Annotated in this window: 27 protein-coding genes and 1 pseudogene; 13 read left to right on the top strand and 15 right to left on the bottom strand. The window is 71.5% G+C overall.

Annotated features, from left to right (window positions below):
• Positions 1 to 61: 61 nt before the first annotated feature.
• Positions 62 to 790 carry a VIT family protein gene (locus tag HUT10_RS30230; protein ID WP_176174299.1) on the top strand — a complete coding sequence of 243 codons (729 nt, stop codon included), beginning with the start codon at positions 62 to 64 and terminating at the stop codon, positions 788 to 790.
• Here the strand turns inward: HUT10_RS30230 and HUT10_RS30225 are convergent, their stop codons facing one another.
• The gene (locus HUT10_RS30225; RefSeq protein WP_176174298.1) at positions 791 to 2,248 is read right to left on the bottom strand and encodes a peptide MFS transporter; all 1,458 of its coding nucleotides are present in this window, start codon (positions 2,246 to 2,248) and stop codon (positions 791 to 793) included.
• Positions 2,249 to 2,440: 192 nt separating this feature from the next.
• Here HUT10_RS30225 and nhaA point away from each other — a divergent pair, with 192 nt between their 5' ends.
• The 3 genes from nhaA to HUT10_RS30210 are packed head-to-tail and all read left to right on the top strand — an operon-like array spanning position 2,441 to position 5,097.
• Positions 2,441 to 3,628 carry a Na+/H+ antiporter NhaA gene (gene nhaA, locus HUT10_RS30220; protein ID WP_176174297.1) on the top strand — a complete coding sequence of 396 codons (1,188 nt, stop codon included), beginning with the start codon at positions 2,441 to 2,443 and terminating at the stop codon, positions 3,626 to 3,628.
• Positions 3,629 to 3,670: 42 nt separating this feature from the next.
• Positions 3,671 to 4,165, top strand: a complete 495-nt coding sequence (locus HUT10_RS30215) for a phage holin family protein (protein ID WP_176174296.1) — start codon at positions 3,671 to 3,673, stop codon at positions 4,163 to 4,165.
• A 5-nt stretch (positions 4,166 to 4,170) separates the two neighbouring features.
• Entirely contained in the window at positions 4,171 to 5,097 is a 927-nt protein-coding gene (locus tag HUT10_RS30210) for an alpha/beta fold hydrolase (RefSeq protein ID WP_176174295.1), read from the top strand.
• Here the strand turns inward: HUT10_RS30210 and HUT10_RS30205 are convergent.
• Entirely contained in the window at positions 5,084 to 6,172 is a 1,089-nt protein-coding gene (locus HUT10_RS30205; RefSeq protein ID WP_176174294.1) for an FAD-dependent monooxygenase, read from the bottom strand. The genes HUT10_RS30210 and HUT10_RS30205 overlap by 14 nt on opposite strands.
• A gap of 110 nt (positions 6,173 to 6,282) precedes the next feature.
• On the opposite strand from HUT10_RS30205, the gene HUT10_RS30200 reads away from it, so the two are divergent.
• Entirely contained in the window at positions 6,283 to 7,164 is an 882-nt protein-coding gene (locus HUT10_RS30200) for a GntR family transcriptional regulator (protein WP_176174293.1), read from the top strand.
• Here the strand turns inward: HUT10_RS30200 and HUT10_RS30195 are convergent.
• The 4 genes and pseudogenes from HUT10_RS30195 to nth all read right to left on the bottom strand — a co-directional run bounded on the left by HUT10_RS30195 (position 7,161) and on the right by nth (position 10,323).
• Entirely contained in the window at positions 7,161 to 8,345 is a 1,185-nt protein-coding gene (locus HUT10_RS30195; protein WP_176174292.1) for a MarP family serine protease, read from the bottom strand. The two genes, HUT10_RS30200 and HUT10_RS30195, sit on opposite strands and share 4 nt — an antisense overlap.
• A 4-nt stretch (positions 8,346 to 8,349) precedes the next feature.
• A complete protein-coding gene (locus HUT10_RS30190) occupies positions 8,350 to 9,048 on the bottom strand; it encodes a CoA pyrophosphatase (protein WP_176174291.1) in 699 nt (232 codons plus the stop codon).
• A 4-nt stretch (positions 9,049 to 9,052) separates the two neighbouring features.
• Positions 9,053 to 9,643, bottom strand: a pseudogene (locus tag HUT10_RS30185) (TlpA family protein disulfide reductase); the annotation flags it as partial.
• Positions 9,640 to 10,323, bottom strand: coding sequence for an endonuclease III (gene nth / locus HUT10_RS30180; protein WP_176174290.1), 684 nt, complete (start codon positions 10,321 to 10,323; stop codon positions 9,640 to 9,642). The pseudogene HUT10_RS30185 and the gene nth, both read right to left, overlap by 4 nt.
• Before the next feature lie 226 nt (positions 10,324 to 10,549).
• Here nth and HUT10_RS30175 point away from each other — a divergent pair, with 226 nt between their 5' ends.
• The 4 genes from HUT10_RS30175 to HUT10_RS30160 all read left to right on the top strand — a co-directional run bounded on the left by HUT10_RS30175 (position 10,550) and on the right by HUT10_RS30160 (position 14,421).
• Entirely contained in the window at positions 10,550 to 10,801 is a 252-nt protein-coding gene (locus HUT10_RS30175) for a hypothetical protein (RefSeq protein WP_013230551.1), read from the top strand.
• A gap of 148 nt (positions 10,802 to 10,949) precedes the next feature.
• Positions 10,950 to 11,624 (top strand): Crp/Fnr family transcriptional regulator, encoded by a 675-nt coding sequence (locus HUT10_RS30170; RefSeq protein WP_003081747.1) that lies wholly within the window; start codon positions 10,950 to 10,952, stop codon positions 11,622 to 11,624.
• A 438-nt stretch (positions 11,625 to 12,062) separates the two neighbouring features.
• Positions 12,063 to 13,319, top strand: a complete 1,257-nt coding sequence (locus tag HUT10_RS30165) for an MFS transporter (protein WP_176174289.1) — start codon at positions 12,063 to 12,065, stop codon at positions 13,317 to 13,319.
• A 40-nt stretch (positions 13,320 to 13,359) separates the two neighbouring features.
• Positions 13,360 to 14,421: a DNA polymerase III subunit beta gene (locus HUT10_RS30160; protein ID WP_176174288.1), complete on the top strand. Its 1,062-nt coding sequence runs from the start codon at positions 13,360 to 13,362 to the stop codon at positions 14,419 to 14,421.
• Here the strand turns inward: HUT10_RS30160 and HUT10_RS30155 are convergent.
• The 8 genes from HUT10_RS30155 to HUT10_RS30120 form a co-directional block, all read right to left on the bottom strand.
• Positions 14,411 to 15,325: a hypothetical protein gene (locus HUT10_RS30155; RefSeq protein WP_176174287.1), complete on the bottom strand. Its 915-nt coding sequence runs from the start codon at positions 15,323 to 15,325 to the stop codon at positions 14,411 to 14,413. The genes HUT10_RS30160 and HUT10_RS30155 overlap by 11 nt on opposite strands.
• 90 nt (positions 15,326 to 15,415) lie before the next feature.
• Positions 15,416 to 15,670 carry a glutaredoxin domain-containing protein gene (locus HUT10_RS30150; protein ID WP_176174286.1) on the bottom strand — a complete coding sequence of 85 codons (255 nt, stop codon included), beginning with the start codon at positions 15,668 to 15,670 and terminating at the stop codon, positions 15,416 to 15,418.
• On the bottom strand, positions 15,667 to 16,437 hold the full coding sequence (locus HUT10_RS30145; protein WP_176174285.1) for an MBL fold metallo-hydrolase: 771 nt from the start codon (positions 16,435 to 16,437) through the stop codon (positions 15,667 to 15,669). Before HUT10_RS30145 ends, HUT10_RS30150 begins: the two co-directional genes overlap by 4 nt.
• Positions 16,434 to 17,252: an NUDIX domain-containing protein gene (locus HUT10_RS30140; RefSeq protein WP_176174284.1), complete on the bottom strand. Its 819-nt coding sequence runs from the start codon at positions 17,250 to 17,252 to the stop codon at positions 16,434 to 16,436. The genes HUT10_RS30145 and HUT10_RS30140 overlap by 4 nt, the downstream gene beginning before the upstream one ends.
• A gap of 111 nt (positions 17,253 to 17,363) precedes the next feature.
• Positions 17,364 to 18,491 carry a hypothetical protein gene (locus tag HUT10_RS30135; protein WP_176174283.1) on the bottom strand — a complete coding sequence of 376 codons (1,128 nt, stop codon included), beginning with the start codon at positions 18,489 to 18,491 and terminating at the stop codon, positions 17,364 to 17,366.
• Between the two features lie 36 nt (positions 18,492 to 18,527).
• The gene (locus tag HUT10_RS30130; protein ID WP_043789124.1) at positions 18,528 to 19,154 is read right to left on the bottom strand and encodes a hypothetical protein; all 627 of its coding nucleotides are present in this window, start codon (positions 19,152 to 19,154) and stop codon (positions 18,528 to 18,530) included.
• Complete coding sequence (locus HUT10_RS30125; protein WP_086840822.1) at positions 19,154 to 19,609, bottom strand: RidA family protein; 456 nt, start codon at positions 19,607 to 19,609, stop codon at positions 19,154 to 19,156. The genes HUT10_RS30130 and HUT10_RS30125 overlap by 1 nt, the downstream gene beginning before the upstream one ends.
• 4 nt (positions 19,610 to 19,613) lie before the next feature.
• Positions 19,614 to 19,775, bottom strand: coding sequence for a DUF4177 domain-containing protein (locus HUT10_RS30120; protein ID WP_176174282.1), 162 nt, complete (start codon positions 19,773 to 19,775; stop codon positions 19,614 to 19,616).
• Between the two features lie 128 nt (positions 19,776 to 19,903).
• Here HUT10_RS30120 and HUT10_RS30115 point away from each other — a divergent pair, with 128 nt between their 5' ends.
• Genes HUT10_RS30115 through HUT10_RS30105 form a run of 3 tightly spaced genes read left to right on the top strand, consistent with a single transcriptional unit; the run spans position 19,904 to position 22,287 of the window.
• Positions 19,904 to 20,152 carry a hypothetical protein gene (locus tag HUT10_RS30115; RefSeq protein WP_176174281.1) on the top strand — a complete coding sequence of 83 codons (249 nt, stop codon included), beginning with the start codon at positions 19,904 to 19,906 and terminating at the stop codon, positions 20,150 to 20,152.
• Positions 20,153 to 20,173: 21 nt separating this feature from the next.
• On the top strand, positions 20,174 to 21,181 hold the full coding sequence (locus tag HUT10_RS30110) for an ArsA-related P-loop ATPase (RefSeq protein WP_176174280.1): 1,008 nt from the start codon (positions 20,174 to 20,176) through the stop codon (positions 21,179 to 21,181).
• A complete protein-coding gene (locus HUT10_RS30105) occupies positions 21,178 to 22,287 on the top strand; it encodes an ArsA family ATPase (protein WP_176174279.1) in 1,110 nt (369 codons plus the stop codon). The genes HUT10_RS30110 and HUT10_RS30105 overlap by 4 nt, the downstream gene beginning before the upstream one ends.
• Positions 22,288 to 22,332: 45 nt before the next feature.
• Here the strand turns inward: HUT10_RS30105 and HUT10_RS30100 are convergent, their stop codons facing one another.
• Positions 22,333 to 22,629, bottom strand: a complete 297-nt coding sequence (locus tag HUT10_RS30100) for a WhiB family transcriptional regulator (RefSeq protein ID WP_176174278.1) — start codon at positions 22,627 to 22,629, stop codon at positions 22,333 to 22,335.
• Positions 22,630 to 22,973: 344 nt separating this feature from the next.
• On the opposite strand from HUT10_RS30100, the gene HUT10_RS30095 reads away from it, so the two are divergent.
• On the top strand, positions 22,974 to 25,151 hold the full coding sequence (locus HUT10_RS30095; protein ID WP_254897080.1) for a transglycosylase domain-containing protein: 2,178 nt from the start codon (positions 22,974 to 22,976) through the stop codon (positions 25,149 to 25,151).
• Positions 25,152 to 25,163 lie beyond the last annotated feature (12 nt).

Genomic DNA, 25,163 nt, shown 5'->3' with positions numbered 1-25,163 from the left:
GGCGCACCTGACCGAAAGGGCAGCTCTCGCCACGGTTCCGCTTCCGTGTTTCACTGGTCCGGTGACCGAAACGATCGACGGTGACGCCGTGGAACACGCACACGAACCGCACGAGGGCGTGGGTGGGAAGCTCAACTGGCTGCGGGCCGGGGTGCTGGGGGCGAACGACGGCATCGTGTCCGTCGCCGGCATCGTCGTCGGCGTTGCCGGGGCCACCACGGAAAGCACCACGATCCTCACCGCCGGGATCGCCGGGCTCGTCGCCGGCGCGTTTTCCATGGCCGGTGGGGAATACGTCTCCGTCAGCACCCAGCGCGACACCGAACAGGCCCTGCTCCGGCTCGAAAAGCAGGAACTCAAGACGATGCCCGAAGCCGAGGAGCGCGAACTCGCCGGCATCTACGAGGAAAAGGGTCTCTCACCGGAGCTGGCCACCCGGGTCGCCCGCGAGCTGACCGAAAAGGACGCCCTGCAGGCGCACGCGGAGGCCGAGCTCGGCATCGATCCCGACAACCTGACCAGCCCGTGGCAGGCCGCGTGGGCGTCGCTGCTCGCCTTCTCCGTCGGCGCGCTGCTGCCGATCCTGTCCATCGCCTGGGCCGGCGTGTCCCTGCGGGTCTGGGCGTGCGCGGCCGCGGTCGTCGTCGGCCTCACGCTGACCGGGTGGGTCAGCGCGAGGCTCGGCGACGCGAACGTGGGGCGCGCGATCCTCCGCAACGTCGGCGTCGGCGCCCTCACGATGGTGGTGACCTACTTCGTCGGGGTGATCTTCGGGGTCACCGTCGGCTAGCTAGTGCACGCCCTTCATCAGCTTGCGGATGAAGGGGATGCCCAGAAACAGCAGGATGCCGACACCGATCGCGACCAGGCCGACCGTGCTGAAGTACGGCGCTTCGTCGTCGACGGAGTAGTACTCGGCGAGCTTGCCGGACATCGCGGTGCCGAACGAGATCGACAGGAAGTTCAGCGCCACCATCTGCGTCCGGAACGCCTCCGGCGCGAGCTTCGTCGACAGCGACAGCCCCACCGGCGAGAGGCACAGCTCGGCGATCGTGAAGACGAACAGGATGCCGACCATCGCCAGGATCGGGCTCGCGTTCTTGCCGCTGCCCACCATCGGCAGGAACAGCAGGAACGCCGCGCCCATCAGCACCGTGCCGAGGACGAACTTCATCGGCGTCGACGGCTGCCGCTCGCCGAGCTTCGTCCACAGCGCCGCCAGCACCGGGGCGAAGACGATGATGAACACCGGGTTGATCGAGTTGACCCACGACACCGGCATCTCCCAGCCGAACAGGGTCCGGTTCAGCCGCTGGTCGGTGTAGGCCGCGACGACCGTGAACTGCTGCTGGTACAGCGAGAAGAACACCGCGCTGGCGATGAACATCGGGATGAAGGAGAACACCCGGCTGCGCTCGACACTCGTGATCTTGCCGCTGGTCAGGATGACCAGGAAGTAGACCACCGAGATCACGCCGACCACCCACACGACGACGTCGGCGAGGTTGCCCGGGTTGACGACGCCGGTGACGACCAGCGTCACCACCGCCGCCACCAGCACGACGGCGGCGCCGATCGCCAGCGCGCGCCGGGACGCGGGCAGCGGGTTCGGCACCTCTTTCGCTTTGTCGCCGAGGTTCTTGCGGCCGAACGCGTACTGGGTCAGGCCCAGCGCCATGCCGATCGCGGCGAGGCCGAAGCCGAGGTGGAAGCCGACCTCGGTCTGCGCCAGCCCGGTCAGCAGCGGGCCGATGAAGCCGCCGAGGTTGACGCCCATGTAGAAGATCGTGAAGCCTGCGTCGCGCCGCTCGTCGCCTTCGGCGTAGAGCGTGCCGACGATCGCCGTCGCGTTGGACTTCAGCCCGCCGCTGCCGACCGCGACGCACACGAGGCCGACGCCGATGCCGGCCAGGCCCGGCAGCAGGGCCAGGCTGATGTGGCCGATCATGATGAGCACGGCGCTGTAGAACAACGTCCGTTCGGAGCCGAGGAGGCGGTCGGCCACCCACGCGCCGATGACGGCCGAGAGGTAGACCAGGCCGCCGTACGCGCCGACGATGCCGAGCGCGGACTCCTGCGCCAGGCCCAGACCGCCCTGTTCGACCTTGTAGTAGAGGTAGATCGGCAGGATGCCGAGCATCCCGTAGTAGGAGAACCGCTCCCACATCTCGACGCCGAAGAGGTTCGCCAGTCCTCGTGGGTGCCCGAAGAACCTCGTGTCCTGCTGGACCTCGGTGGAGGTGCTCACAACTCGTCTTCCTTTTGTCCGGGGGGACTTCGTTGTCGATTCGCATGCTATGAGCCCGGCTGGTGACCCACCACCGGTACCCGGTGTGGCAGCGGTCATGACAATGCGTGACAAAGGGCTGTTAAAATGGCATCAAGGTGCGCCGGGAAGCCTGGTCGGCAACAGTGATCAGCGACCCCTGGAGCCGCCCCGATGACCCGCCCGTTCAGCGAATTCGCCCGGTACCTGCGCACCGAGACGACCGGCGGCCTGGTCCTGCTCGGCGCGACGGCGGTCGCGCTGCTGTGGGCCAACTCGCCGCTGCGGGACAGCTACCACGCGCTGCGCGACTTCCGGCTCGGCCCGGAGTTCCTCCACCTGAATCTGACGATCGGCGACTGGGCGAAGGACGGCCTGCTCGCCCTGTTCTTCTTCGTCGCCGGGCTGGAGCTCAAGCGCGAGCTCGTCATCGGTGAGCTGTCCCGGTTCAAGCAGGCGATCCTGCCGGTCGTCGCCGCGGTCGGCGGGATGGCCGTGCCCGCGCTCGTCGCGCTGGCCGTGGGCTGGGGGACGCCGGGGATCGAACGGGCCTGGGCGATCCCGGTCGCCACGGACATCGCGTTCGCGCTCGGCGTGCTCGCGCTGACGGCGTCGAACCTGCCCTCGAGCGCGCGGGTCTTCCTGCTTTCCCTGGCCGTGGTGGACGACCTCGGCGCGATCGTCGTCATCGCCGTGCTGTTCACGACGGGCTTCGACCTGGTCGCGGCGGCGGTCGCGGTCGCCGCGCTCGCCCTCTACGCGTTCCTGCAGCACCGCCGGGTGCGGACGCCGTGGCTGTACGTCCCGCTGGCGCTGGTCACCTGGGTCGCGGTGCACTCGGCCGGCATCCACGCCACGATCGCCGGCGTCGCGCTGGGCCTGCTCACCCGCGTCCGCGCCGACGATGGCGAGGCCGAGGCACCCGCGCTGCGGCTGGAACACCGGCTCCAGCCGTGGTCGGCCGCCGTCGCGGTGCCGGTGTTCGCGCTGTTCGCGGCCGGGATCTCGGTGAACGCCGACGCGCTCGGCGCGGTGTTCACGACGGCGTTGCCGCTCGCGGTGCTCGCCGGGCTGCTCGGCGGCAAGGTCGTCGGGATCCTCGGGGCCAGCCTGCTCGCCGTGAAGCTGCGGCTCGCGGAGAAGCCGCGCGGGATGGGCTGGCGGGACATGGCCGCGTTGTCGGTGCTCGGCGGGGTCGGGTTCACCGTGAGCCTGCTGATCGCGGAGTTGTCGCTGCCCGACGGGACGAGCGAACTGGCGAAGGCCGCGGTGCTCATCGCGTCGGCGATCGCGTCCCTGCTGGCGGCGGCGTTGCTACTCCGTCGTAGCAAGGTTCACGCGCGAATCTCCGACACACTGTGACTCCGCCGCGCCCGCACAAAGGACACATGGCACGATGACCCGGTGAGCAGCCCCAAGCACGAGCGAACCGGCCCCGACGGCGTGGGGGCCGTGCCTTACCTCCCGCTGTCCTCCGCTTCCGACGTCCCCGGCGACCAGTCGATCGGCCGTCTGGTCGGCGACGCGACCCAGCACATCTCCACCCTGGTCAGGGCCGAGATGGAGCTCGCGAAGTCCGAGCTGGTCGGCGAGGTGAAGAAGGGCCTCAAGGGAGCCGTCTTCTTCCTGATCGCGCTGACGGTCTTCCTGTACAGCACGTTCTTCCTGTTCTTCTTCGCGGCCGAGGGGCTGGCCGAGTGGGTGCGGTACCGCTGGATCGCGTTCGGCATCGTGTTCTTCCTGATGCTGGTCGTCGCCGGGGTGGCCGGGTTCCTCGGGTACCGCAAGGTGAAGAAGTTCAAGGCGCCGGAGCGGACCATCGCCAGCGTCAAGGAGACCGCCGCCGCGCTGAAGCCGCAGAAGGCGCCCGAAGCCGGCGTGACCACCACGCGCGACTGAGTTCGTTGCACGCGTCCCCCGACCCGTCGATCGTCCGGCTCGACGGCCCGTGGGTCCACCGCGACGTCTCCGCGAACGGTATCCGCCTGCACGTCGCCGAACTCGGCGACGGGCCGGTCGTGGTGCTGCTGCACGGGTTCGCCGAGTTCTGGTGGACCTGGCACCACCAGCTGCGCGCCCTGGCCGACGCCGGGTTCCGCGCGGTCGCCGTCGACCTGCGCGGCTACGGCGACTCCGACAAGCCGCCCCGCGGCTACGACGCCTGGACGCTCGCCGGTGACGTCGGCGGGCTGATCAAGTCGCTCGGGGCCCGCCGCGCCCACCTCGTCGGGCACGCCTGGGGCGGGATGCTCGCCTGGACGGTCGCGGCCCTGCACCCGCGGCTGGTCTCCTCGGTGACGGCGATCGGCGCGGCCCACCCGCTCGCGCTGCGCTCCGGCGCGGCCCGCCCGTGGCGCGGCCAGGGCCGGGCGACCGGGCACCTCTTCCGCTTCCAATTGCCGATGGCGCCGGAGAAGTGGCTGGTGAAGGCGGACGCACAGGCCGTCGCGGACCTGTTCGCCGGCTGGGCCGGCCGCCGCTGGCGGTCCACTTCGGACTTCGACGGCAGCGTCGAGGCGTTCCGGCAGGCGATGCTCGTGCCCGGGGTCGCGCACAGCGCGCTCGAGTACTACCGGTGGGCGTTCCGCGCCCAGTTCCGCGGCGAAGGCCGCCGCTTCACCGACGCCGTCAGCACCCGGATCGCGGCGCCGACGCTGCAGCTGCACGGCGCCGAAGACACCTGCATCCTCCCCGAAACGGCGTTGTCGTCGACGCGCTGGGCCGGCCCGCACACCGAGCCGGAGATCTGGCCGGACGTCGGGCACTTCCCCCACCTCGAAGCACCCGACCGCACGTCGGCCGCCTTGGCCGGCTTCCTCAAGCAAGGCTGATGGCGTTCTTCGCCCGCTCGACCGACTCCTCCGACGCCGGCCCTTCGGGGTTCTCCGTCGCCAGCCCTTGGTTCAACGCGACGAACGGCCGCATCCGCGTCTCGTAAGCCGCGAAGGCGTCTTCGTACCCGGCACGGCCGAGCTCCTGCGCGAGGACATACGCGCCGACCAACGCCAGGCTCGTCCCCTGGCCCGACAGCGCCGAGGCGCAGTAGCCGGCGTCCCCCACCAGCACCACCCGCCCGGCCGACCAGCGGTCGAGGTGGATCTGGGCCATCGCGTCGAAGTAGAAGACGTCCGCCGCCGCCATCGCTTCGAGCAGCTTCGGCACCTCCCAGCCGACCCCGGCGAGCCGCTCGGCGACCAGCCGCTTCTGCTCCGGCACGGTCAGCCGCGGCAGCGGTTCGGAGGCGAACCCGAGCGTGACGCGCAGCTCGGTGTTGTCCCGCACGGGGTACGCGACGCCGCCGGTGTGCTCGTGGCGGAACCAGACCTGCCAGTCTTCGAGCCCCAGGAAGTTGGGCGCCGGGAAGATCGCCAGGTATTGGCCGAGGTGGCGGGTGAAGTCCTCCTCCGGTCCGAAGGCCAGCCGCCGCACCACCGAGTGCAGGCCATCGGCCCCGACGACCAGGTCGAACGTCCGGAAGCCACCGCGCTCGAACTCCACGCGCACGCCGTGCGCTTCTTCGGTCAGCGCCGTGATCGCGTCACCGTGGACGTACTCGACGCCGGGAGCGTCCAGCAGGATCGCGACGACGTCGTCGCGGAGCACCTCGAAGTCGGCGCTGTCCAGCCGGCCGCTGGTGAAGGTGTGCTCCTCCGAGCGGAACAGCTCGGTCCCTTCGCCGTCCACCACCGACATCCCGCGCATCCGGGTGCGCAGCGCGCGCATCCGGTCGCCGAGCCCGAGCTCGTCGACGACGTCGAGCGCGACGCCGCGCACGTCGATCGCCTGGCCGCCGGTGCGCGGGCCGGGCGCCCGGTCCACCACGGTCACCGCCCAGCCCGCGCGGGCCAGGAACCGGGCCAGGGTGCCGCCGGCCACCCCGGCGCCGGAGATCAGGACGTTCTGCATGGTTTCCTCCAGGTTCGTACGCTTGTACGCTCCACTCTGGAGAGTCCGCAGCTGGACGGCTATTTCTGTACTAGTACAGATGGCCTTCTGTACTAAGTCAGGAGACCGCCGTGAAGTACCTCGCCATCGCCGACGAGCTGCGCGGCCGGATCGCCCGCGGGGAGCTGCCGCCGGGCGCGCGGGTGCCGTCCACCCGGCGGCTGGCGGCGGACCACGGCGTCGCGACGGCGACCGCGGCGAAGGCGCTGGAGCTGCTGGGCCAGGAGGGGGTCGTCCGCGCCGAGCCGCGGTCCGGCACGGTCGTCGCCGGCCGGGACCACCGCGGCGGCCGCCGCGGGCTCACCCGCGAGCAGCTCGTGCGGACCGCGATCACCATCGCCGACACCGAGGGCCTCGGCGCGCTGTCGATGCGCGGGGTCGCGGCCCGCCTCGGCGTCGCGGCGATGGCGCCGTACCGGTACGTGCGGAGCCGGGACGAACTGGTGCTGCTCATGGCCGACGCCGCGTTCGGCGAACGCGGCTACCCGGCGAAGCCTTCGGGCGACTGGCGTGACCGGCTGGCCCTCGGCGGCCGCACGCTCTGGTCGCTCTACCGGCGGCACCCGTGGCTGGCCCAGCTGGGCCCGATCACCCGGCCGCTGCCGCTGCGCAACCTCGCCACCCACGGCGAGTGGGCGCTGTCGGCGCTGGCCGAGCTGGGCGTGGACGCGGCGACGCTGTGCGACCTGCACGTCGTGTTCTTCAGCCACGTCCAGGGCCTGGCGATCCACCTGGAACGCGAGCAGAGCGCGCAGGCGTCGTCCGGGCTGACCGAGGACGGCTGGATGGACCACCAGAGCACCGCGGTCGCGGCCATGACGGCCGGGCACCCGACGTTCGCCAAGATGTTCGCCGAGCTCACCGAAACCGGCTACGACCTGGTGCTGGACGACATCTTCGAGTCCGGCATGCGCGCCCTGCTGGACGGCCTCGCGCTGCGGTACCGCCGCTAGGCGGCGCAGGAGCCGGTGGAGACGTTCGTCGTCTGCGCCGGCGCCGCGTCGACCTCGGCGCGCACCTGCTCCGCCGTCAGCGTGAAGCCGGTCTCCGGGTCCTCCACCGCGGCCCCGAAGACGACGCCGATGACCTTGCCGTCCGGGTTCACCATCGGGCCGCCCGAGTTGCCGCTGCGGATCTCGGCGCGGACGGTGAAGACGTCCCGCTGCACGGTGTTGGCCTCGTAGATGTCCGGGCCGCGCAGGTTGATCCGCCCGCGCACGCGCGCCGGCGTCGCCCGGTACGGGCCGTCGAGCGGGTAGCCGAGCACCACCGCGCTGTCGCCCGCCCGCGCCGTCTCCGGCGCGAACTGCAGCGGCTGGGCCCGCAGCCGCGGCACCGCGAGCACCGCGATGTCGACCTCCGGGTCGAAGTAGACGACGCGGGCCGGGTAGTCGCCCTGGGTCGTCTCGATGCCGACGGTGTCGGTGCCCGCCACGACGTGCGCGTTCGTCATCACCCGCTGCGGCGCGATCACGAACCCGCTGCCCTCCAGCGACCGCGAGCACGAGCTGGCCGTGCCGCGGATCTTGACCACGCTGCCGTGCAGCTGCTGGACGATGCCGCTGGTCTGCAGCGCGGGGTCCGGCGGCGAGGTGTCCGCCGTCGGCGCCTTCTGGAACGGGTCCACGATGGACGGGAAGCCGGACGCGTCGAGCAGCTTGCGCAACTGGCTCGGGAGGCCCTGCGCGGCCTCCGGCATCGCGTCGTTGACCTTGCCGAGGACCAGGGAGTTGTTGATCCCCTTGGGCAGCCAGGGCAGGGCGGACACCGTGGTCAGCGGCGTCGCGATCAGCCACGCCACCACGAGCACGACCAGGGCCTGCACGATGGCGCCGAGGGTCTTGTCGACCCCGCGCAGCTTGTCCGGGTTGATCTTCTGCCGCAGCCGGCGGCCGACGTAGACACCGATCGCCTCGCCGAGCGCGACCAGGAACACCACGGTCGCGACCGCGATCGCGACCTTCCACACCTGGTCGTCGAAGAACGCGACCACCACCGGTGCGAGCTTGATCCCGGCGACCGCGCCGAGGATCACGCCGACGAGCGACGGCAGGGCGACGAGCACCCCCTGGTACGCGCCGGACACCGCCGCCAGCACCGCCAGCGACAGCACCAGCACATCGACCCAGTTCACGGTGTCACTCCCCGCTCAGCAGCCGCGCTCGGAACGCGGCCAGCGCTTGGTCGAGGTCCCGGACGTCGCCCGAGTCCCACTCGCGCTCCCAGCCTCCCAGGCCCAGGAGGACGGACAGCAACCCGGCGGTGAACCCCCAGACGAACAGGCCGCCGACCTCGAAGGCCGGCCCCTTCCAGGGCATCCCCTTCTTCTGCACGGTGAACCGGTTGGCCGGGTCGACCAGGTCGGCGATGGGCACGCGCGCGACCGACGCCGTCTCGGCCGGGTCGACCGCGTGCACCGGCGACGGCTCGGCCCAGTGCGCCAGCACCGGCGTCACCGCGAAGCCGGACACCGGGACGAACAGCTCCGGCAGCACCGCGACCGGCCGGACGCCGGACGGGACGACGCCGGTCTCTTCTTCGGCTTCGCGCAGCGCGGTGCCGATCGGGCCGCCGTCGCCCTCTTCGGCGCCGCCGCCGGGGAAGGCGACCTGGCCGGCGTGCGAGCCCAGCGTGTCGGCGCGGCGCTGGAGCAGGATGTCCGGCTCGCCGTCGGCTTCCCGCTCACCGAACAGGATGAGCACCGCGGCGGGCCGGGTGAAGGCGTCTTCGGGCGGGCTGAAGCGGGTGAACGTCTTCGAATCGACTTCGCCGCTCACCTTGACCAGCGGCCGGAGCCACTCGGGCACCGACTCGGGTTCGACCAGTGGTCCGATCACGATGCCCCTCGACTGCCGCGCGCACCTGGTCAGTGTTCACGAAGGTGGGTGGATTCGCGATGAACCGGATGTCGCCGGTCGCGGTGACGAGGTAGGACGCCGGGAGTCTCGGCGGCACTTTCAGCGCGGTCCGGACCGGACCGGTCTGCCCGTTGCCGTCGTACACCGACGGCAGGTGCACGCCCAGCTTGGCCAGCAGGTCGAGCCCGTCCTTCGCCGGGCTCTGCACCTGGACGCCGAGGACGCGGACCGCGCCCGGCTGCTTCGCGTATTCCTGGAGCACGGGCAGCTCGGTCCGGCACGGCTCGCACCACGAGGCCCACACGTTGACCAGCGCCGGAGCCCCGGCGAGGGCCTTCCCGACGTCGACGCTCCCGCCGTCGCCGAGGCAGTCCGCCGTGACGCCTTCGAGCTGTTTCACCGGCTGGGCCGCGCCCGCGGCCGGGCACGGCTGGAGCGCCGCCGCGGACCGGGCGGTCCCGAGGTCGCCGGACGGCTTCGCGGCCGAGTCGTCACCCCCGCGCGGCAGCAGCGCGACGATCAGCGCGACCGCCAGCACGGCGGCGGCGAGTGCCCACTTGGTGACTCTCGTCACCGGGGCGCCGCCATGGCCAGGATGTGGTCCTTTTCTTCGCCTTTGACCAGCTTCGCGGCCTCTTCGAACCCGGTCGGCCCGGTGCCGTACGACGGGCAGTCCTTGGCCAGCGGGCAGGCACCGCAGGCCGGCTTCTTGGCGTGGCAGACGCGGCGGCCGTGGAAGATCACCCGGTGGGAGAGCATCGTCCACTCCTTGCGGGGGATCAGCTCGCCGACCGCGTGCTCGACCTTGACCGGGTCCTCCTCCGCCGTCCAGCCCCAGCGCCGGACCAGCCTGCCGAAGTGGGTGTCGACGGTGATCCCCGGCACGTCGAAGGCGTTGCCGAGGACGACGTTGGCGGTCTTGCGGCCGACGCCGGGCAGGGTGACCAGGTCTTCGAGCCTGCCCGGCACCTCGCCGCCGAAGCGCTCGACGAGGGCGGCGCCGAGCCCCATCACGGAGTTCGCCTTCGCCCGGTAGAACCCGGTGCTCCGGAGGTACTCCTCCAGCTCGGTGCGGTCGGCACCGGCGTAGTCGGCGGCGGTCCGGTAGCGCTTGAACAGCGCGGGCGTGACGAGGTTCACCCGGACGTCGGTGGTCTGGGCGGACAGCACGACCGCGACCAGCAGTTCCAGTGGTGTGGTGAAGTCGAGCTCGCAGTGGGCGCCGGGATACACGTCGTCCAGGCAACGCTTCATCCGCCTTGCGCGTCTCACCAGAGCCAATCGGCTTTCACCAGCGCCCTCACGGGGGGCGTTCGTGGTGGCAGGTGGCACCCCGATAGCCTACGGGCGCCGTCGGACGAGCCGGTGACTGCACCGGTGGACGACCGACACGCCAGAGCACCACCTCGGCGCGTTTTCCGGCCGCCATGAGCGAGGATCTGGAGTAGATGCTTTTCATCGAGTGTTTCGGGGTCCGGTCATGACTGTCTGGTTCGTCATCCTGGTCCCATTGGTGATCATGTTCTTCGCGCTCTTCATGGAGCGGGTCGAGAGCAGGCTCAAGCACGTCGCGGTGCAGGAGAACGAGGTCGAAGAGTTCCTCGAGCAGGCTCAGCCCAACGAGGTCAGAGCGCTCTACGGGCACGGGATCGGCCGCGCGCTGGAGCTGTTCCGGCTGCGTAGGCTGGGCGGACGGGCAGCCAGGCTACGCGCGCGTCGCGTGCGGAGTTAGGCTCCACGTTCGAACGAGATCGTTTCCGCCGCTCGCGAGTCCGGCGGGCGATCTCGGGAGTACGCCCTAGACTGACGCGCAAGTGATCGGCGTCACGCTCCTCGAGCAACGGGGAGCGTGATCGTTTCTCGACGAGGAGGCACCCGAGGTGGACGAAACCCTGGCCCGTGCGGGCATATTCCAGGGTGTTGAACCGGCAGCGGCGGAGGCGCTGGCCCAGACCTTGGAGTCCGTGGAGTTCCCCCGCGGCCATGTCATCTTCAACGAGGGTGAACCCGGCGACAAGCTCTACATCATCCAGTCCGGCAAGGTGAAGATCGGCCGCAAGTCCCCGGACGGCCGCGAGAACCTGCTGGGCATCTTCGGCCCGTCCGACATGTTCGGCGAGCTGTCCATCTTCGACCCCGGCCCCCGGACGTCGAGCGCGACCACGGTCACCGAGGTCCGCGCGGTCACCATGGACCGCCCGGCCCTGCGCCAGTGGATCTCGACCCGCCCCGAGATCGCCGAGCAGCTGCTGCGCGTGGTCGCGCGCCGCCTGCGCCGGACGAACAACATGGTCGCGGAACTGATCTTCACCGACGTCCCGGGCCGCGTGGCGCGGGCGCTGCTGCAGCTGGCGCAGCGCTTCGGCAGCCAGGAGGCGGGCCTGCTGCGGGTCACGCACGACCTGACGCAGGAAGAGATCGCCCAGTACGTCGGCGCCTCCCGCGAGACCGTCAACAAGGCGCTCGCCGACTTCGCCCACCGCGGCTGGCTGCGGCTCGAAGGCAAGAGCGTGCTGATCCTGGACCCGGAGCGGCTGGCCCGCCGGGCCCGCTGAGCCCTTAGCGAAAGAAGGCCCCCTCGGCGAGCCGAGGGGGCCTTCTTCTTGCCTGGCAACAACTGTGTCTTCGAACAACAAAGAGCCGGGCGCCACCCCCGACGTGGCGCACCGGCTCTTCGTTGTTTGCGCGGACCATCCCCCGACGATCCGCGCTCCCCGCCCTCCGGGCCAGGCCCCGACCCGTGTGCCGGAGGGAGCTGGGTTTTTCTGTGCTGTTGTTCAACCATCACGGCCCATACCCACGAATTCAAGGCCATTCACTCTCAAGGACGCCGTCTGGGCCGTTTCGTTGCAGGAGTCCACGGAGAATATCGTGAGTGTTACCTGATCGAGACCTGTCGCACCGGATCCAAGATCCACCGCCAGTCTGCCGGTGACCAACCTGACCGTCAAATAACTGGTACCGACGTACCACTCTGCGGCATACTTGTACGCGTGTCCCACTCTGCCTCGAACCACGAAAGCCGCACCACCCTCGCCGACTACCGCACCGCGCTGACGACTCGCGCGGCCCGGTGGCCCGCCGTCGCGTCCGTGCTCGCCCGCCTGCCGATCGCCATGATCGGCATCTCGGCCCTGCTCTACGTCCAGCGTGAGACGGGTTCCTTCGCCACCGCCGGGCTCGTCTCGGCCGGTTCACTCGTCGGGGTGTCGGTCGGCGCGGTGGTGCAGGGCAGGCTGATCGACCGGTTCGGGCCGACGCGGCCGCTGCTCGTCGTCTCGCTGCTGCTGGCGCTGTCGATGAGCGCGCTGGTGGTGGCCATCGAGTCGCACGCTTCGACCGCCGTGCTGGTCGCGTTCGGCGCCCTGACCGGGCTGACCGAGCCGATGGTCGGATCGGCGTCGCGGGCGCTGTGGGGCAGGCTGCTGCCGCCGGGCGGGCCGCGCAACGCGGCGTTCTCGTACGAGGCGATCAGCATGGAGGTCTTCTTCATCCTCGGCCCCGGTGTGGCCGGGCTGCTGGTCATGGCGCCGTGGGCGGGCACCGGCCTGGTGCTGGGGGTCGCGCTGCAGTTCACCGGCGCGGTGCTGTTCGCGCTGAGCCCGGCCGTGCGGGCGTGGGGGCCCACTTCGGGGTCCTCGGGCTCGCTGCTGGGCGCGCTGGCGAGCCCGGGCATGCGCACGCTGGCCATCGCGGCGCTGGGCTTCGGCGTGGTGATCGGGTTCGTCGAGGTCGCCGTACCGGCCGCGGCCACCGAAGCAGGTTCTCCTTCGGTGGGCGGGTTGCTGCTGTCGGCGTGGTCGCTGAGCTCGGTGGCGTTCGGCGTCGCCTACAGCCTGCGGCCGTGGCCGCGACAGCTCGGCCTGCGGCTGCCGGTGCTGCTCGGCGGCTTCGGTGCACTGGTCGCACTGCTCGCGTGGCCGTCTTCGCTGTGGGGCCTGGCGCTGATGATGCTGCTGGCCGGCGCGCTGATCACCCCGCAGTCGACGGCCCACTCGACGACGATCGAGCTGGTGGCGCCGTCCGGGACCGCGGCGGAGGCGTTCGGCTGGGTGCTGACGGCGGTGACGCTGGGCCTGGCGGCCGGCCAGTCGATCAGCGGGTACGTCGTCGAGCACGCCGGCCCTGGCGCGGCGTTCCTGGCGGCGAGCGTGGCCGGGGTGGTGCTGGCGCTGGTCGTGTGGCTGCTGCGCGGCACGGTCCGGTCCGCCGCCGCTCCGGTCGAGCCGCGGTCGCTGGTCAACGCGTAGCTCCGCGGTTTTTGTCGGTGCCCGCCGCTAGCTTGCGGGCATGGACCTCACCGCGCCTGCCCACCACCTCTCGGCGGCCGTCTCCGCCGCGTCACGCCTGCTGCCGGCCCGCACCGGGCTCCGCCTGCAGGCCGGCGCGGCGGGTTTGACGGTCGCCGGCGGCGCCGCGGACCTCGCGGTCCGGTTCGGCTGCCCGGCGACCACTCACGCGGAGGGGTCGGTGGTCGTCCCGGCCGCCCCGCTGGCGGAGACGCTGAAGGTGCTCGACGCGGAGCGGGTGCGCTTGGTCGTCGAGGGCACGCGCTTGGCATTGCGGCTGGACAACGCCCGGTTCGCGCTGCCGTTGCTGCCTTCTTCCGGGTCGCTTCCGGACCCACCCGCACTGGTTTCCGAAGTGGCGGGAGAGGCGTTCGCGTCGGCGGTGCGGACGGTCGCGGGAACGGCGGCCAAGGACGACCCGCTCCCGCTGTTCACCGGCGTCCGTCTGCAGGCGGACGGCAACGTCTTGACGTTGACGGCGTCGGACCGCTACCGGATGGCGGTGGCCCGGCTGCCGCTGCTCGCGCCGGGATCGTTGGACGTGCTGGTCCCGGCGGCCCTGCTGACGGAGGCGGCCCGGCAGGCGCGCGGCCGGGTGGGCCTGCACGTCGCCGCGGGGCGGTTCGGGGTGAGCTGGCCGGAAGGTCTGGTCGCCACCGCGGTCCTGGACGCGGGCTTCCTGTCCGAGGAGTCGATCCCGTCGGGCGCGGTGGACACCACGGTGACCCTGGAGGCGGACGCCTTGGCGGCGGCGGTCCGCCGGGTGGGGGTGTACGCGGAGGACAGGCGGGTCCTGGCGCTGGAGGTCGGGGACGCGCAGGTCCGGCTGGCGAGCGCCCGGCAGGACACGGGCGAGGCGGAGGAAGTCCTGAAGGCGGACGTCGGCGGCGGCCGGACGTCACCGTCGTTCCAGGCCCGGTACCTGCTCGACGCGCTGGCGGCGTTCGCGGGCGAGCGGGTGGTGCTGTCGATCCAGCCGGGGATGCGCGCTTGCGTCCTGCGCGCGGCCGAGCCCGGGGAGGTGGCGCTGACGTACTACCTGATGCCGATGCTCAGCCGATGATCTCGGTCAGGTCCTGGAGGGCAACTCCGGCCGCCGGGCCGGCGGTGAACTGGCCGACGGTCATGGCGGCAGTGCCGAAGCGCTGCGCGTAGGCCTGCCGCAGGTGCGGTGACGAGCGGCCGAGCGCCCATTCCATGGTCGAGTCGCTGGTGCGCAGGAAGTCGATCGGCATGCGGCCGAGCACGTAGAGCTCCGCGCGGCGCTCATCGCCATCGAGGACCAGGCCGGCCAGGTCCGCCACGAGCATGCGTTTGCGCATCGCATCGCGGCCCTTCCACCGACCGGCCTTGAATTCCGCCAGCCGGAAGTTGGTCTCGAGGTCGAACTTCCGGCTGGGATCGTTCCCGGCGGCCAGCGAAGGACGGCGGACGATCCGCTCGCCGGGCTTGAGGATCTTCGGCAGCGCCCGGACGATCATCGCCGCGTGGATGAGGTCGTTGACCCGCCCGGCGTGCTCCCGGACCAGGAGCGCCGCCTCGAGCAGTTCGCCCGTCAGGCCGCCGTCGCGATCGGCGAGATCCTCGAGGCCGGCGCCGGTCAGCTCAGTTTCCAGCCGGCCGACCCGAGCGGTCAGGTCTTCGGCGGTCAAGAACGCGACCAGGTCGGCGAAGGCCTGCCCGAGGTCGCTCCCGACCTGCGTCGCGGGTTCGTGCGGAAGCGGGCTCGTCGGGAAGCCGAGGCGCCGGAGCTGGCGGATCGCGTAGTGGGAGATGAAATCGGTCCGTGGAACGCCGAGCGCACGCTCGAAGATCTGCCGCGGCGGCCACCGCTGCTCGCCGATGGACACACAGTGCGTGCGGATCTGCTCCGGCCCACCGCGGGCCGCCGCGCTCAGCACCTGGGCGCGGCTCAAGCGGTACGGCTCGCCGTTGAGTACGAAGTCGATCGCGTGCTGGTCGTCCACAGGCTCTGAGTCGCCCGCGCACCTCCACGCGCTACACCGTCCGCACAAAGCACGGGCCGCCTCCCGGCACGGGAAGCGGCCCGGCCACGCTCAGCCGGCCGAAGCTGCCTTGACCGCCGCCTCGACCTCGGCGAACGACGGGTTGACCATCGCCTTCGAACCCACGATCACCGTCGGCACCGTCTCGTTGCCGTTGGCCACCTCGCGCACCCGTGCCGCCGCGGCCGGGTCCTCCCAGATGTTGATCGCGCGGATGGTGAAGCCGCTCTTCGACAGCGGCCTCTCCAGGGCCGCGCAGAAGCCGCAGCCCGGCCTCCAGTAGAACTCGACCTCGACGTTGCTCATCCGTTCTCCTCCGACCGCAAGTAGTCCAGCTGCGCCTGCACGCTCCACTCGGCCGGCGCCCACAGCGCCCGGTCGACGTCGGCGTACACGACCTCGACGACCTGGCGCGGGGTGGCGTCCGGCCCGAGTGTCTTCAGGGCCGAACGCACCTGGTCGAGCCGCTGTTCCCGGTGGGCAAGGTACTCACGGGCGGTCGAGGGCAGATCGAGGAGCTCCGGGCCGTGCCCGGGCAGCCCGACCGTCCCGGCCGGGAGCTCGATCAGCTTCCGCAGCGACCGCAAGTAGTCACCGAGGTCGTGCAGCACCGTCGTGCCGCGGCCGAGGATCGTGTCGCCCGTCAGCACCTGGCCGTCGAGGACCAGGGACACCGAGTCGTCGGTGTGGCCGGGCGTGTGCAGGACGCGGAGGGAGAGCCCGCCCGCCGAAAGCACCGAGCCGTCCACAAAGGACGGAGCGCAGATGCACAGCGCGGGGTCGAACGCCCGCACCGGGGCGCCGACGCGCTCGGCGAACCACGGCGCGCCCTCGGCGTGGTCGGGGTGGTGGTGCGTCAGCACGATCAGCTCGACCGGCCCGACCGCGGCCAGCAGCTCGAGGTGCTCGAGGTCGCGGTAGCCGGGGTCGACGACCACGGCCGGGCTCGACGGCGTCGCCCGCAGCACCCAGCTGTTGGTGCCCTCCAGCGTCATCGACGACGGGTTGTTCTCCAGCAGCACCGAAGCGGTCTCGGACACCTGGCGCAGCACACCGTAGGCGGGGGCGCTCATCGCGGCTCCAGGACGACTCGGACGTGGTCGTTCTCGCGGATCAGCGTCGGCGCGATCCGGACGATCTCGCGCGGCGCGTTCAGCACGTCGTCGGCGGTGGCGAATTCCGCCAGCTCGCTCAGCGTCAGCCACGTCGGCGGCATCAGCATCCGGCGGCCTTCGCGCGCGTCCGCGATGGCGTCTTCGGGACGCTGCCAGCCGGAGCTCGACGCCTCCGACGTCGCCCCGTCGGCTTCCTGGCCTTCGGGCAGCTTCGCCACGTAGAACCGGGTGTCGTAGCGACGCGGCTCCTGCTCGGGCGTGATCCAGTGCGCCCACGGGCGCAGGAGATCCGCGCGCAGCGTGAGGCCCGCGTCGGCGAGGAAGCCGGCCAGCGACACCTCCCGCGTTTCGAGGGCCTGGCGGGCCGCCGCGTACGGCGTGACGTCCGTCAGCACCTCGTCCGCGCCGCCCGCGAGCAGCACGCCGGACTCCTCGAACGTCTCGCGCACGGCCGCGCAGGTCAGCGCCCGCGCGAGCGCCTCGTCACAGCCGAACCGCGCGGCCCACCACGACGGCTCGGGTCCGGCCCAGGCCACCGACGTGTCCGCGTCGCGCCGGTCGACCCCGCCGCCGGGGAACACGGTCATCCCGCCGGCGAACGGCATGCCCTTGACCCGGTGCTGCAGGAAGACCTCGACGCCGTCGGCGCCGTCCCGGACCAGAATGACGGTGGCCGCGTCCTTCGGCGTCGCCGGCGGGCCGTCGGCGTTCGCGCGGGTGGCCACCCCCGCGCCGACCGGGATGTCGAAGACAAACTCCTTTGGCTGCTCCACCCGGGCAACATACCTCCGGTACCCGACGTCCCGTCGCGCACTTGTGGCACGCCGGACACGGAAAAGGCGGCACCTCCCGGAGGGAAGTGCCGCCTTTCGTGAACGCCAGTCCTACGGAGCGGTCCAGCCGCGCTGGTCGCCGCCGGAGCGGGACGCGCCGTTGAGCCGCATCTTCGCCGCCTCGGCCCGCTCGCGCTCGGCCAGCTCGGCGTGCAGTTCGCGCAGCAGCGCCCGGTCGCGCTCGCTCAGGCTCGGGTCGTCGAGGTCCAGCGCCGGCAGCTCGACGACCTCGTGCATCGACGGCTTGCCCGCGGCGATCTCGCGGCCCTTCTCCGGGTCCTCGGCCAGCGCCTGCCGCAGCTGCGCCACCTCGGCCGGGGTCAGGTCGGCGGTGCGCTCGGCCCGGGTCTCCGACCGCGCCTTGCGGGGCGGCTCGGCGGCGGGCGGCGAGACGATCGGCACCACCGGGGCGACCGGCTCGGCCGGCGCCGTCGTGGTGCTGCTCGAACGCATGCTGTGCCTGCTGCCCGACTCCGCGACCGGCTCCGAGCTCACCGGGGCCGCGGCCGGCTTGGCGGGCTCCGACCGGTACGACGACGAGCTCGACGTCGTGCTGCCGGTCACCCACGCCGGTGACGCGGCCGCCGAAGCGGCCTGGTGGTACTCCGAGTGCGCGACGCCGGGGCCGCTGACCTCGACGACCGAGTGGATCCCGGCCCGGCGCAACGCCGTGTCGACGCGGAACGCGACGGCGGGCGGGTTGCCGTCCGGCCCCAGCTCGACGAGCACCACGCGCTGCGGCAGCGCGCCCGGCACGCTGCCGGCCGGGGTGTTGCGCCACACCGCGTGCACCGAGCGGACGTCCGGCAGCACCTGCAGCGTGCGGTCGAGCGCCTCGGCGATGCCGAACTCCGGCGCGTTGTCGCCGGTGAACCGGTGCGTGTTGACCGGCTCGGTCTCGTCGACCAGCAGGTCGTTCGCCAGCGTCGCGTCCGAGCGGCTCATCTCGAGCACCAGCGCGAGCTCGCGCTGCTCGGCGGAGCTGACCGGGATCCGGCCCGCGATGAGCGTGCCGGTGGTCAGCTCGACCGCCTCGTCGATGTGGGCCCGGGCGATCAGCTCACGCGCTTCGGTGAGTGCGCTGTCGTCGATCCGGCCCGCCAGGGCCAGCAACAGGTTGTGCAGGCGCAGGGGCACCGAGAACCCGTCCATGGGCGGGCCGTCGTGGACCTCCACCATTGCCTTGCTCCCTCCCAGCTCGCTGGCGGGCGAGCGTTATGCGGCTACTAGCCGGGTCCCCGCCACGGCGCCCACGCAGACCAGCTCTGAGTCGGCCAGCGCGGCCCGGTGGTACCCCGGCAGGTCGAAGCGCGGCGGGATGACCTCGACGCTGGGCTCTTCGTCGCCCAGGACCCGCAGCACCCGCTGCAGTTCGCCGGTCAACCTCGGCAGCCCCGCCAGTGCGGTGATCAGCAGGACGCGCTTGGCGGTGCCCTGCCCGACCACACCGACGTGTCGCCAGCTCTGCCGCACTTCCCCCACGTCCGGGCGTCCTCGCAACGTTGCGTGGATCAACACGGACACGGAGTCGACCGAGTTAACCCATTCGGGCGCACTCGACGTGAATGTGTACCGGTTCTCGGTGACGTCGTCTACCCCCAGCGTCGAACTGACCTGGTGCCAGTCGGCGCCGTGCGGGATGAGACCGGCCACGAGCAGCCGGTACTCCGTTTGGTCGAGGTCGATCCTGTGCTTAAGCAAAGACCTCGGCAGGGTCCGCGCGAGGGTGCCCATGGCGCCTTCGCCGAGCCAGTCGCGGAACCGCCACAGCAGCTGGTCGGGCAGCCGCCCGGCCAGCCGGATCAGCAGCTCGTGGGTGGACTGCTCGATGTCCGGGTCCATCACTGCACCTCCACGATCAGTTCGACCTCCACCGGCGAGCCGATGGGCAGCTCCGCGACGCCGACGGCCGAGCGGGCGTGGATGCCCGCGTCGCCGAAGACCTCGCCGAGCAGTTCGGACGCGCCGTTGACGACCGCGGGCTGACCGGTGAAGCCCTCCGCGGAAGCCACGAAGCCGACAACCTTGACGATCCGCGCGACGTTGTCAATGCCGACCAGTGCGTGCACGGCCGCGAGCGCGTTGAGCGCCGACGTGCGGGCGTGGCCCTTCGCCTCTTCGGGGCTGATCTCCGCGCCGACCTTGCCGGTCGCGGCGAGCACGCCGTCGACGAAGGGCAGCTGGCCGGAGGTGTAGACGTGCTTCCCGCTCTGGACGGCGGGCACGTACGCGGCCAGCGGGGCCGCGACGCCGGGCAGCTCGATGCCGAGCTCCTTCAGCCGTTCGCTCCAGCTCACCGGGTCAGCCCTTCGCACGCTTCAGGTAGGCGACGTGCTGCTCGCCGGTCGGGTTCGGCAGCACGGTGACCAGCTCCCAGCCGTCCTCGCCCCACTGGTCGAGGATCTGCTTCGTCGCGTGGATCAGCAGAGGGACGGTGGCGTACTCCCACTTGGTGGCGCTCATGAACCGGGAGCGTAGCCAAGCGGGCAAGCGCCTCGTGGAGCGCCGCCGGATTAAGCCTCGCGACGCGCCGGACTGTGGCCCATCTCACGCCGGCGCGCGACCGGCCGCGCGCCGCTAGCGTTGACGGGGTGGAGACGTGGCGGGTGCTCGCGACGGCGCTGCTCGCGGCGGCCGGGCTGCCGCTGGTGCTCGTCGTGATGGCGAAGGTGCGCGACCGGACGCAGAGCTCCGGTTCGGTCGCGCTCGGCGGGGTGATCACCTTCACCCTGCTCGCGGTGGTGGGCGTGCTCACCCTGACGGTGCTGCCCGGCGCTGTGAGCTGGGCACTCGTCGCGGCGGTGGCCGCTGCGGTCGGCGTCATGCTGCTGGCCAGTTGAGCGCTGAATTAGGGTGAAGAAGTGACCATTCCCCATGCCGGCTGGACCGACGAGCTCGCCAGGGCCCGGCTGCACTTCGTCACCGGCAAGGGCGGGACGGGCAAGACGACGCTCGCCGCCGCGCTCGGCCTCGCGCTCGCCCGCGAAGGCCGTCGCGTGCTGCTCATCGAGGTCGAGGGCCGTCAGGGCATCGCCCAGCTCTTCGACACCGAGCCGCTGCCCTACGCCGAGCAGCGCATCGCGTCGGTCCCGGGCGGTGGGGAGCTGCGCGCGCTGCACATCGACGTCGAAGCCGCGCTGCTCGAGTACTTCGAGATGTTCTACAACCTGGGCTTCGCCGGCCGGACGCTGCGGCGGATGGGCGCGATCGAGTTCGCGACCACGCTCGCGCCGGGCCTGCGGGACGTCCTGCTCACCGGGAAGATCAAGGAGTGCGTCGGCCGGACCGAGTCCGACGGGCGGCACACCTACGACGCCGTCGTCGTCGACTCGCCGCCGACCGGCCGGGTGGTCAAGTTCCTCGACGTCACCAAGGCGCTGACCGACCTCGCGAAGACCGGCCCGATCCGCGGCCAGGCCGAAGGCGTGGTGCGGCTGCTGCACTCGGGCCAGACCGCGGTGCACCTGGCCACGCTGCTGGAGGAGATGCCGGTCCGCGAGACCGTCGAGGCCGTGGCCGAGCTGGACGGCGCCGACCTGCGCCCGGGCGCAGTGCTGGTCAACCGGGTCCGGCCGCCGCGACTGCCCGCGCGGTCGGTGACCGCCGCCGCGGACGGCCGCGTCGACGCCTCCCGCGTCCGCGACGGGCTCGCCTCGGCCGGGCTGAAGCTGCCGGAGGACACGCTGGAGTCGCTGGTCGAGGAGACCGTCGAGCACGCCGTGCGGGTCGCCGCCGAGCAGCGGGCCCGCGAGCAGCTCGCCGAGGCCGACCTGCCGACGCTGGAGCTGCCGGACCTGACCGACGGCATCGACGTCGCCGCCCTCTACGACCTGGCCGAAGCCCTGACCGACCAGGGGGTGCGGTTGTGACCACCATCGACATCGACGCGCTGCTCGACGCCCCGGAGAGCCGCGTGATCGTCTGCTGCGGCTCCGGCGGCGTCGGCAAGACGACCACGGCCGCGGCGCTGGCCCTGCGCGCGGCCGAGCGCGGCCGCCAGACCGTGGTGCTGACCATCGACCCCGCACGACGGCTGGCGCAGGCGCTCGGCCTGCGCGAACTCGGCAACCACCCGAAGCAGGTGCAGGTCGAGGGCTTCGAGCCGAAGGGCGAGCTCTGGGCGATGATGCTCGACATGCGCCGCACCTTCGACGACATGGTGCGCGTGCACGCCGGCCCGGAACGCGCCGAGCAGCTGCTCCAGAACCCCTTCTACCAGACGATCTCCACGTCGTTCTCCGGCACGCAGGAGTACATGGCGATGGAGAAGCTCGGCCAGCTCGCCGCCACCGGCGAGTGGGACCTGATCATCGTCGACACCCCGCCGAGCCGGTCCGCGCTGGACTTCCTCGACGCGCCGACACGGCTGTCGAGCGCGCTGGACGGCCGGATGATCCGCCTGCTCACCGCGCCGGCCAAGGCCGGCGGCTGGGGCCTGCGCAAGGTCGTCAACGCCGGGTTCTCGATGTTCGCCAAGGCCGTGTCGACGATCATCGGCGGCCAGCTGCTGACCGACGCCTCGGCGTTCATGCAGGCCTTCGACAGCATGTTCGGCGGCTTCCGCGAGCGCGCGCGCAAGACGGCGGAGCTGCTGCGCTCGTCCGGAACGTCGTTCCTGGTCGTGGCCGCGCCGGAGCCGGACGCGCTGCGCGAGGCGTCCTACTTCGTGGAGCGGCTGTCGGCCGAGTCGATGCCCCTGGCCGGGCTGATCGCGAACCGGACCCACCCGGTGCTCGCGAAGCTCTCCGGCGCGGAGGCGCTGGCGGCGGCCGAGAACCTGCAGAACGCGCCGCTGGCCGAGGCCGTGCTGCGGCTGCACGCCGACCGCGTCCAGCTGGCCGCGCGCGAGGAACGCCTGCTGGCCCGGTTCACCAGGGCGCACCCGGAGGTCGCGCTGGCGAAGGTGCCCGCGCTGGCCGGCGACGTGCACGACCTCGGCGGCCTGCGCGACATCGGCTCGAAGCTCGCCGGCTGAGCGGCGCGGGCGGCGCGGCAGCAGGTCCGCGCCGCCCGCGGCCGGTCAGCCGACCTCGACGCGCTCTTGCGCGTCGCGCTTGGCCGCTTCGAGCAGGTCGGCCCAGCTCTCCACGTCCGGGCGGCGGCGCAGCAGTGCGCGCCGCTCGCGTTCGGTCATGCCACCCCAGACGCCGAAGTTGATCCGGCCGTCGAGCGCTTCGGCGAGACATTCCGTGCGGACCGGGCAGCCCATGCAGACCGCTTTCGCGCGGTTCTGCTCCGCACCCCGGACGAACAGGCCGTCCGGATCGGCGTCCCGGCAGGACGCGTTGATTCGCCAGCTCGACTGGTTGGTTTCCATACCCCCAGCTCCCTACCCTGGTGATCGACGCACCAGCGGGGAAAGGCACTGCGCTCCTTGCCCCCGCGAGCGTGTCTCCCTCAGCTCACGTCGGTTACCCGGGCACCTCCCCGGTGCCGGTGCCGCCGTTCGGCCGACGCGAGCTCCCACCCGCGTTGATCCATCCGTCGGCTTTTCTTCGTGAGACGTTGACGGACTGTAGGGGCCCTCGGTTCCCCCCGTCGAGACCCAGAATGCCTTCCGTTACCAGTTGTCACCGAAGGGGGCCTGTTTTGTCACTGATTTCACACCTTCGGAGACACGGCGTCACCGGCGCCTGATCCGTTCCGGGTAGCCTGGCCCTCGTGCGAAAAGCGGATGGTTTGTTCAAGCTCATCGGCCTCTGTCTGCTCGCGGGGGTGCTCGTCGCCGGCATGCTCTTCCCGGTCGTGGGGGCCGCGGGCGTCATGTCGAACCAGGCCAGCGAGACGGTGGAGAAGACCTCCTCCGACCTCGCGGACATCCCGCCGCCACTGGTGACGACGGTCACCGACAGCACCGGCAAGCCGATCGCGACCCTGTACGACCAGTACCGGCTACCGATCACCGAGGACCAGATCAACGAGGCCATGAAGTGGGCGCTGGTCTCGGTCGAGGACAAGCGGTTCTACGAGCACCACGGCGTCGACTGGCAGGGCACGCTGCGCGCGGCCGTCAGCAACAGCACCGGCGCGGACACCCAGGGTGCCTCGACGCTGACCCAGCAGCTGACCAAGAACTACCTGATCAACGTCGTCTACCGGAACGACCCGATCGGCCAGAAGAAGGCCCAGGAGCAGTCGATCTCCCGGAAGCTGAAGGAAGCCCGGATCGCGATCAACCTCGAGACGAAGCTGACCAAGCAGCAGATCCTGGCCAACTACCTCAACATCGTCGAGTTCTCGCGCCAGATCTACGGCATCGGCGCGGCGGCGCACGCGTACTTCGACACCACCCCGGAGAAGCTCACCGTGCCGCAGGCCGCGCTGCTGGCCGGCCTGGTGAACAACCCGATCAACAACGACCCGTGGAAGCACGCGGACAAGGCCACCGCCCGCCGCAACCTGGTGCTCGACCGGATGGTCGACAACCGGAAGCTGGCGAAGGCCGACGCGGACCGCTTCAAGGCCGAGCCGCTCGGCGTGGTCCCGGACGGCCCGAAGAAGCCGCCGGCCAACTGCATCGGCGCCGGCCCGGAGTCCGGGTTCTTCTGCCAGTACGTCGAGGACTACCTGCTCAAGGCGAGCGGGATGACCAAGGACCAGCTCTACACCGGCGGCTACACGATCAAGAGCACGCTGGACGAGCGGGCCAACCACGAGGCGAAGGTCTCGGCGGAGGCGCAGGTCGACAAGACCCAGCCGTACGTCGCGAACACCCTCTCGCTGGTCCGGCCGGGCAAGAACCGGCACGAGGTCGTCGCGCTGGCGGCGAACCGGGACTACGGCCAGAACCAGGACGCGGGCCAGACGACGTACGCGCTGCCCACGGGTGTCTACAACACCGGTGGCGCGGGGTCGACGTACAAGATCTTCACCACCGCGGCGGCGCTGGACAAGGGTGTCGCCGGGATCTACACGCCGGTGCAGGTGCCGGACACCTACATTTCGCACGTGTACTCCGGTGGTGGCAACAACTGCCCGCCGACCGGGCCGCCGCTGCGCTCCCGCTGGTACTGCGTCGGCAACGCCGGTGACTACAGCCGCATCGCCGAGGGCGCGACCGTCCAGACCGCGCTGGCGACCTCGCCGAACACCACGTTCGTCGAGCTCGAAGACCGGCTCGGCAGCACGGCACCGGGTATCGACATGGCCAAGCGGCTCGGCATGCGCGACACGATGGCGAGCAACGTCGGCGGCGGAACGGTCGACCCGAAGGCGGACAAGCCCGAGAAGAGCCAGAGCCAGGCCGAGTACTACGGCCCCAAGGGCAGCTGGCCGGGCTTCGGCGCGTTCACCCTGGGCTTCAGCCCGCTGAGCGGCCTGGAACTGGGCAACGTGGCCGCGACCATCCTGTCCGGCGGCGTCTGGTGCCCGCCGACGCCGATCGCCGGGGTGACCGACCGCAACGGGAAGCCGGTGCCGATCAAGGAAGCCGCGTGCGAGCAGGCGGTGCCCGAGGGCCTGGCGAACACCCTCGCCGTCGGGATGAGCAAGGACGACCAGCCGGGCGGCACCTCGGCCCGCGCGGCCGCGGACGTCGGCTGGGACCGCCCGATCATCGGCAAGACGGGCACCACGCAGGGCAACGTCTCGGCGACCTTCGTCGGCGGCACCCCGCAGCTGGCGGGCGCGGCGATGACGTTCAAGTTCGGCGGCGGGCAGGGCGGTATCTGCGACGCCGGCCCGGGCAACGTCCGGGTGTGCCCGAACGGCAACATCTTCGGTGGCAAGGCGCCGGCGCGGACCTGGTTCGGCGCGATGAAGAACATCCTGGACGCCAGCCAGCCGCGGATGGAACTGCCGGGCCCGGACCCGAAGTACCTGGGCGGCGCCGCCCGCTAGGCACGACCGAGG

The sequence above is a fragment of the Amycolatopsis sp. Hca4 genome (assembly GCF_013364075.1).
GTDB lineage: Bacteria > Actinomycetota > Actinomycetes > Mycobacteriales > Pseudonocardiaceae > Amycolatopsis.
Note: the sequence above shows the minus strand (reverse complement) of the source record. Positions and strands in the feature narration are given on the sequence as shown.

Excerpts from the sequence above, each read along its gene's own strand:
- nhaA (WP_176174297.1), top strand. The coding sequence starts at position 2,441 with ATGACCCGCCCGTTCAGCGAATTCGCCCGGTACCTGCGCACCGAGACG.
- HUT10_RS30205 (WP_176174294.1), bottom strand. The coding sequence starts at position 6,172 with ATGCAGAACGTCCTGATCTCCGGCGCCGGGGTGGCCGGCGGCACCCTG.
- nth (WP_176174290.1), bottom strand. The coding sequence starts at position 10,323 with ATGAAGCGTTGCCTGGACGACGTGTATCCCGGCGCCCACTGCGAGCTC.
- HUT10_RS30175 (WP_013230551.1), top strand. The coding sequence starts at position 10,550 with ATGACTGTCTGGTTCGTCATCCTGGTCCCATTGGTGATCATGTTCTTC.
- HUT10_RS30160 (WP_176174288.1), top strand. The coding sequence starts at position 13,360 with ATGGACCTCACCGCGCCTGCCCACCACCTCTCGGCGGCCGTCTCCGCC.
- HUT10_RS30150 (WP_176174286.1), bottom strand. The coding sequence starts at position 15,670 with ATGAGCAACGTCGAGGTCGAGTTCTACTGGAGGCCGGGCTGCGGCTTC.
- HUT10_RS30145 (WP_176174285.1), bottom strand. The coding sequence starts at position 16,437 with ATGAGCGCCCCCGCCTACGGTGTGCTGCGCCAGGTGTCCGAGACCGCT.
- HUT10_RS30135 (WP_176174283.1), bottom strand. The coding sequence starts at position 18,491 with ATGGTGGAGGTCCACGACGGCCCGCCCATGGACGGGTTCTCGGTGCCC.
- HUT10_RS30130 (WP_043789124.1), bottom strand. The coding sequence starts at position 19,154 with ATGGACCCGGACATCGAGCAGTCCACCCACGAGCTGCTGATCCGGCTG.
- HUT10_RS30120 (WP_176174282.1), bottom strand. The coding sequence starts at position 19,775 with ATGAGCGCCACCAAGTGGGAGTACGCCACCGTCCCTCTGCTGATCCAC.
- HUT10_RS30100 (WP_176174278.1), bottom strand. The coding sequence starts at position 22,629 with ATGGAAACCAACCAGTCGAGCTGGCGAATCAACGCGTCCTGCCGGGAC.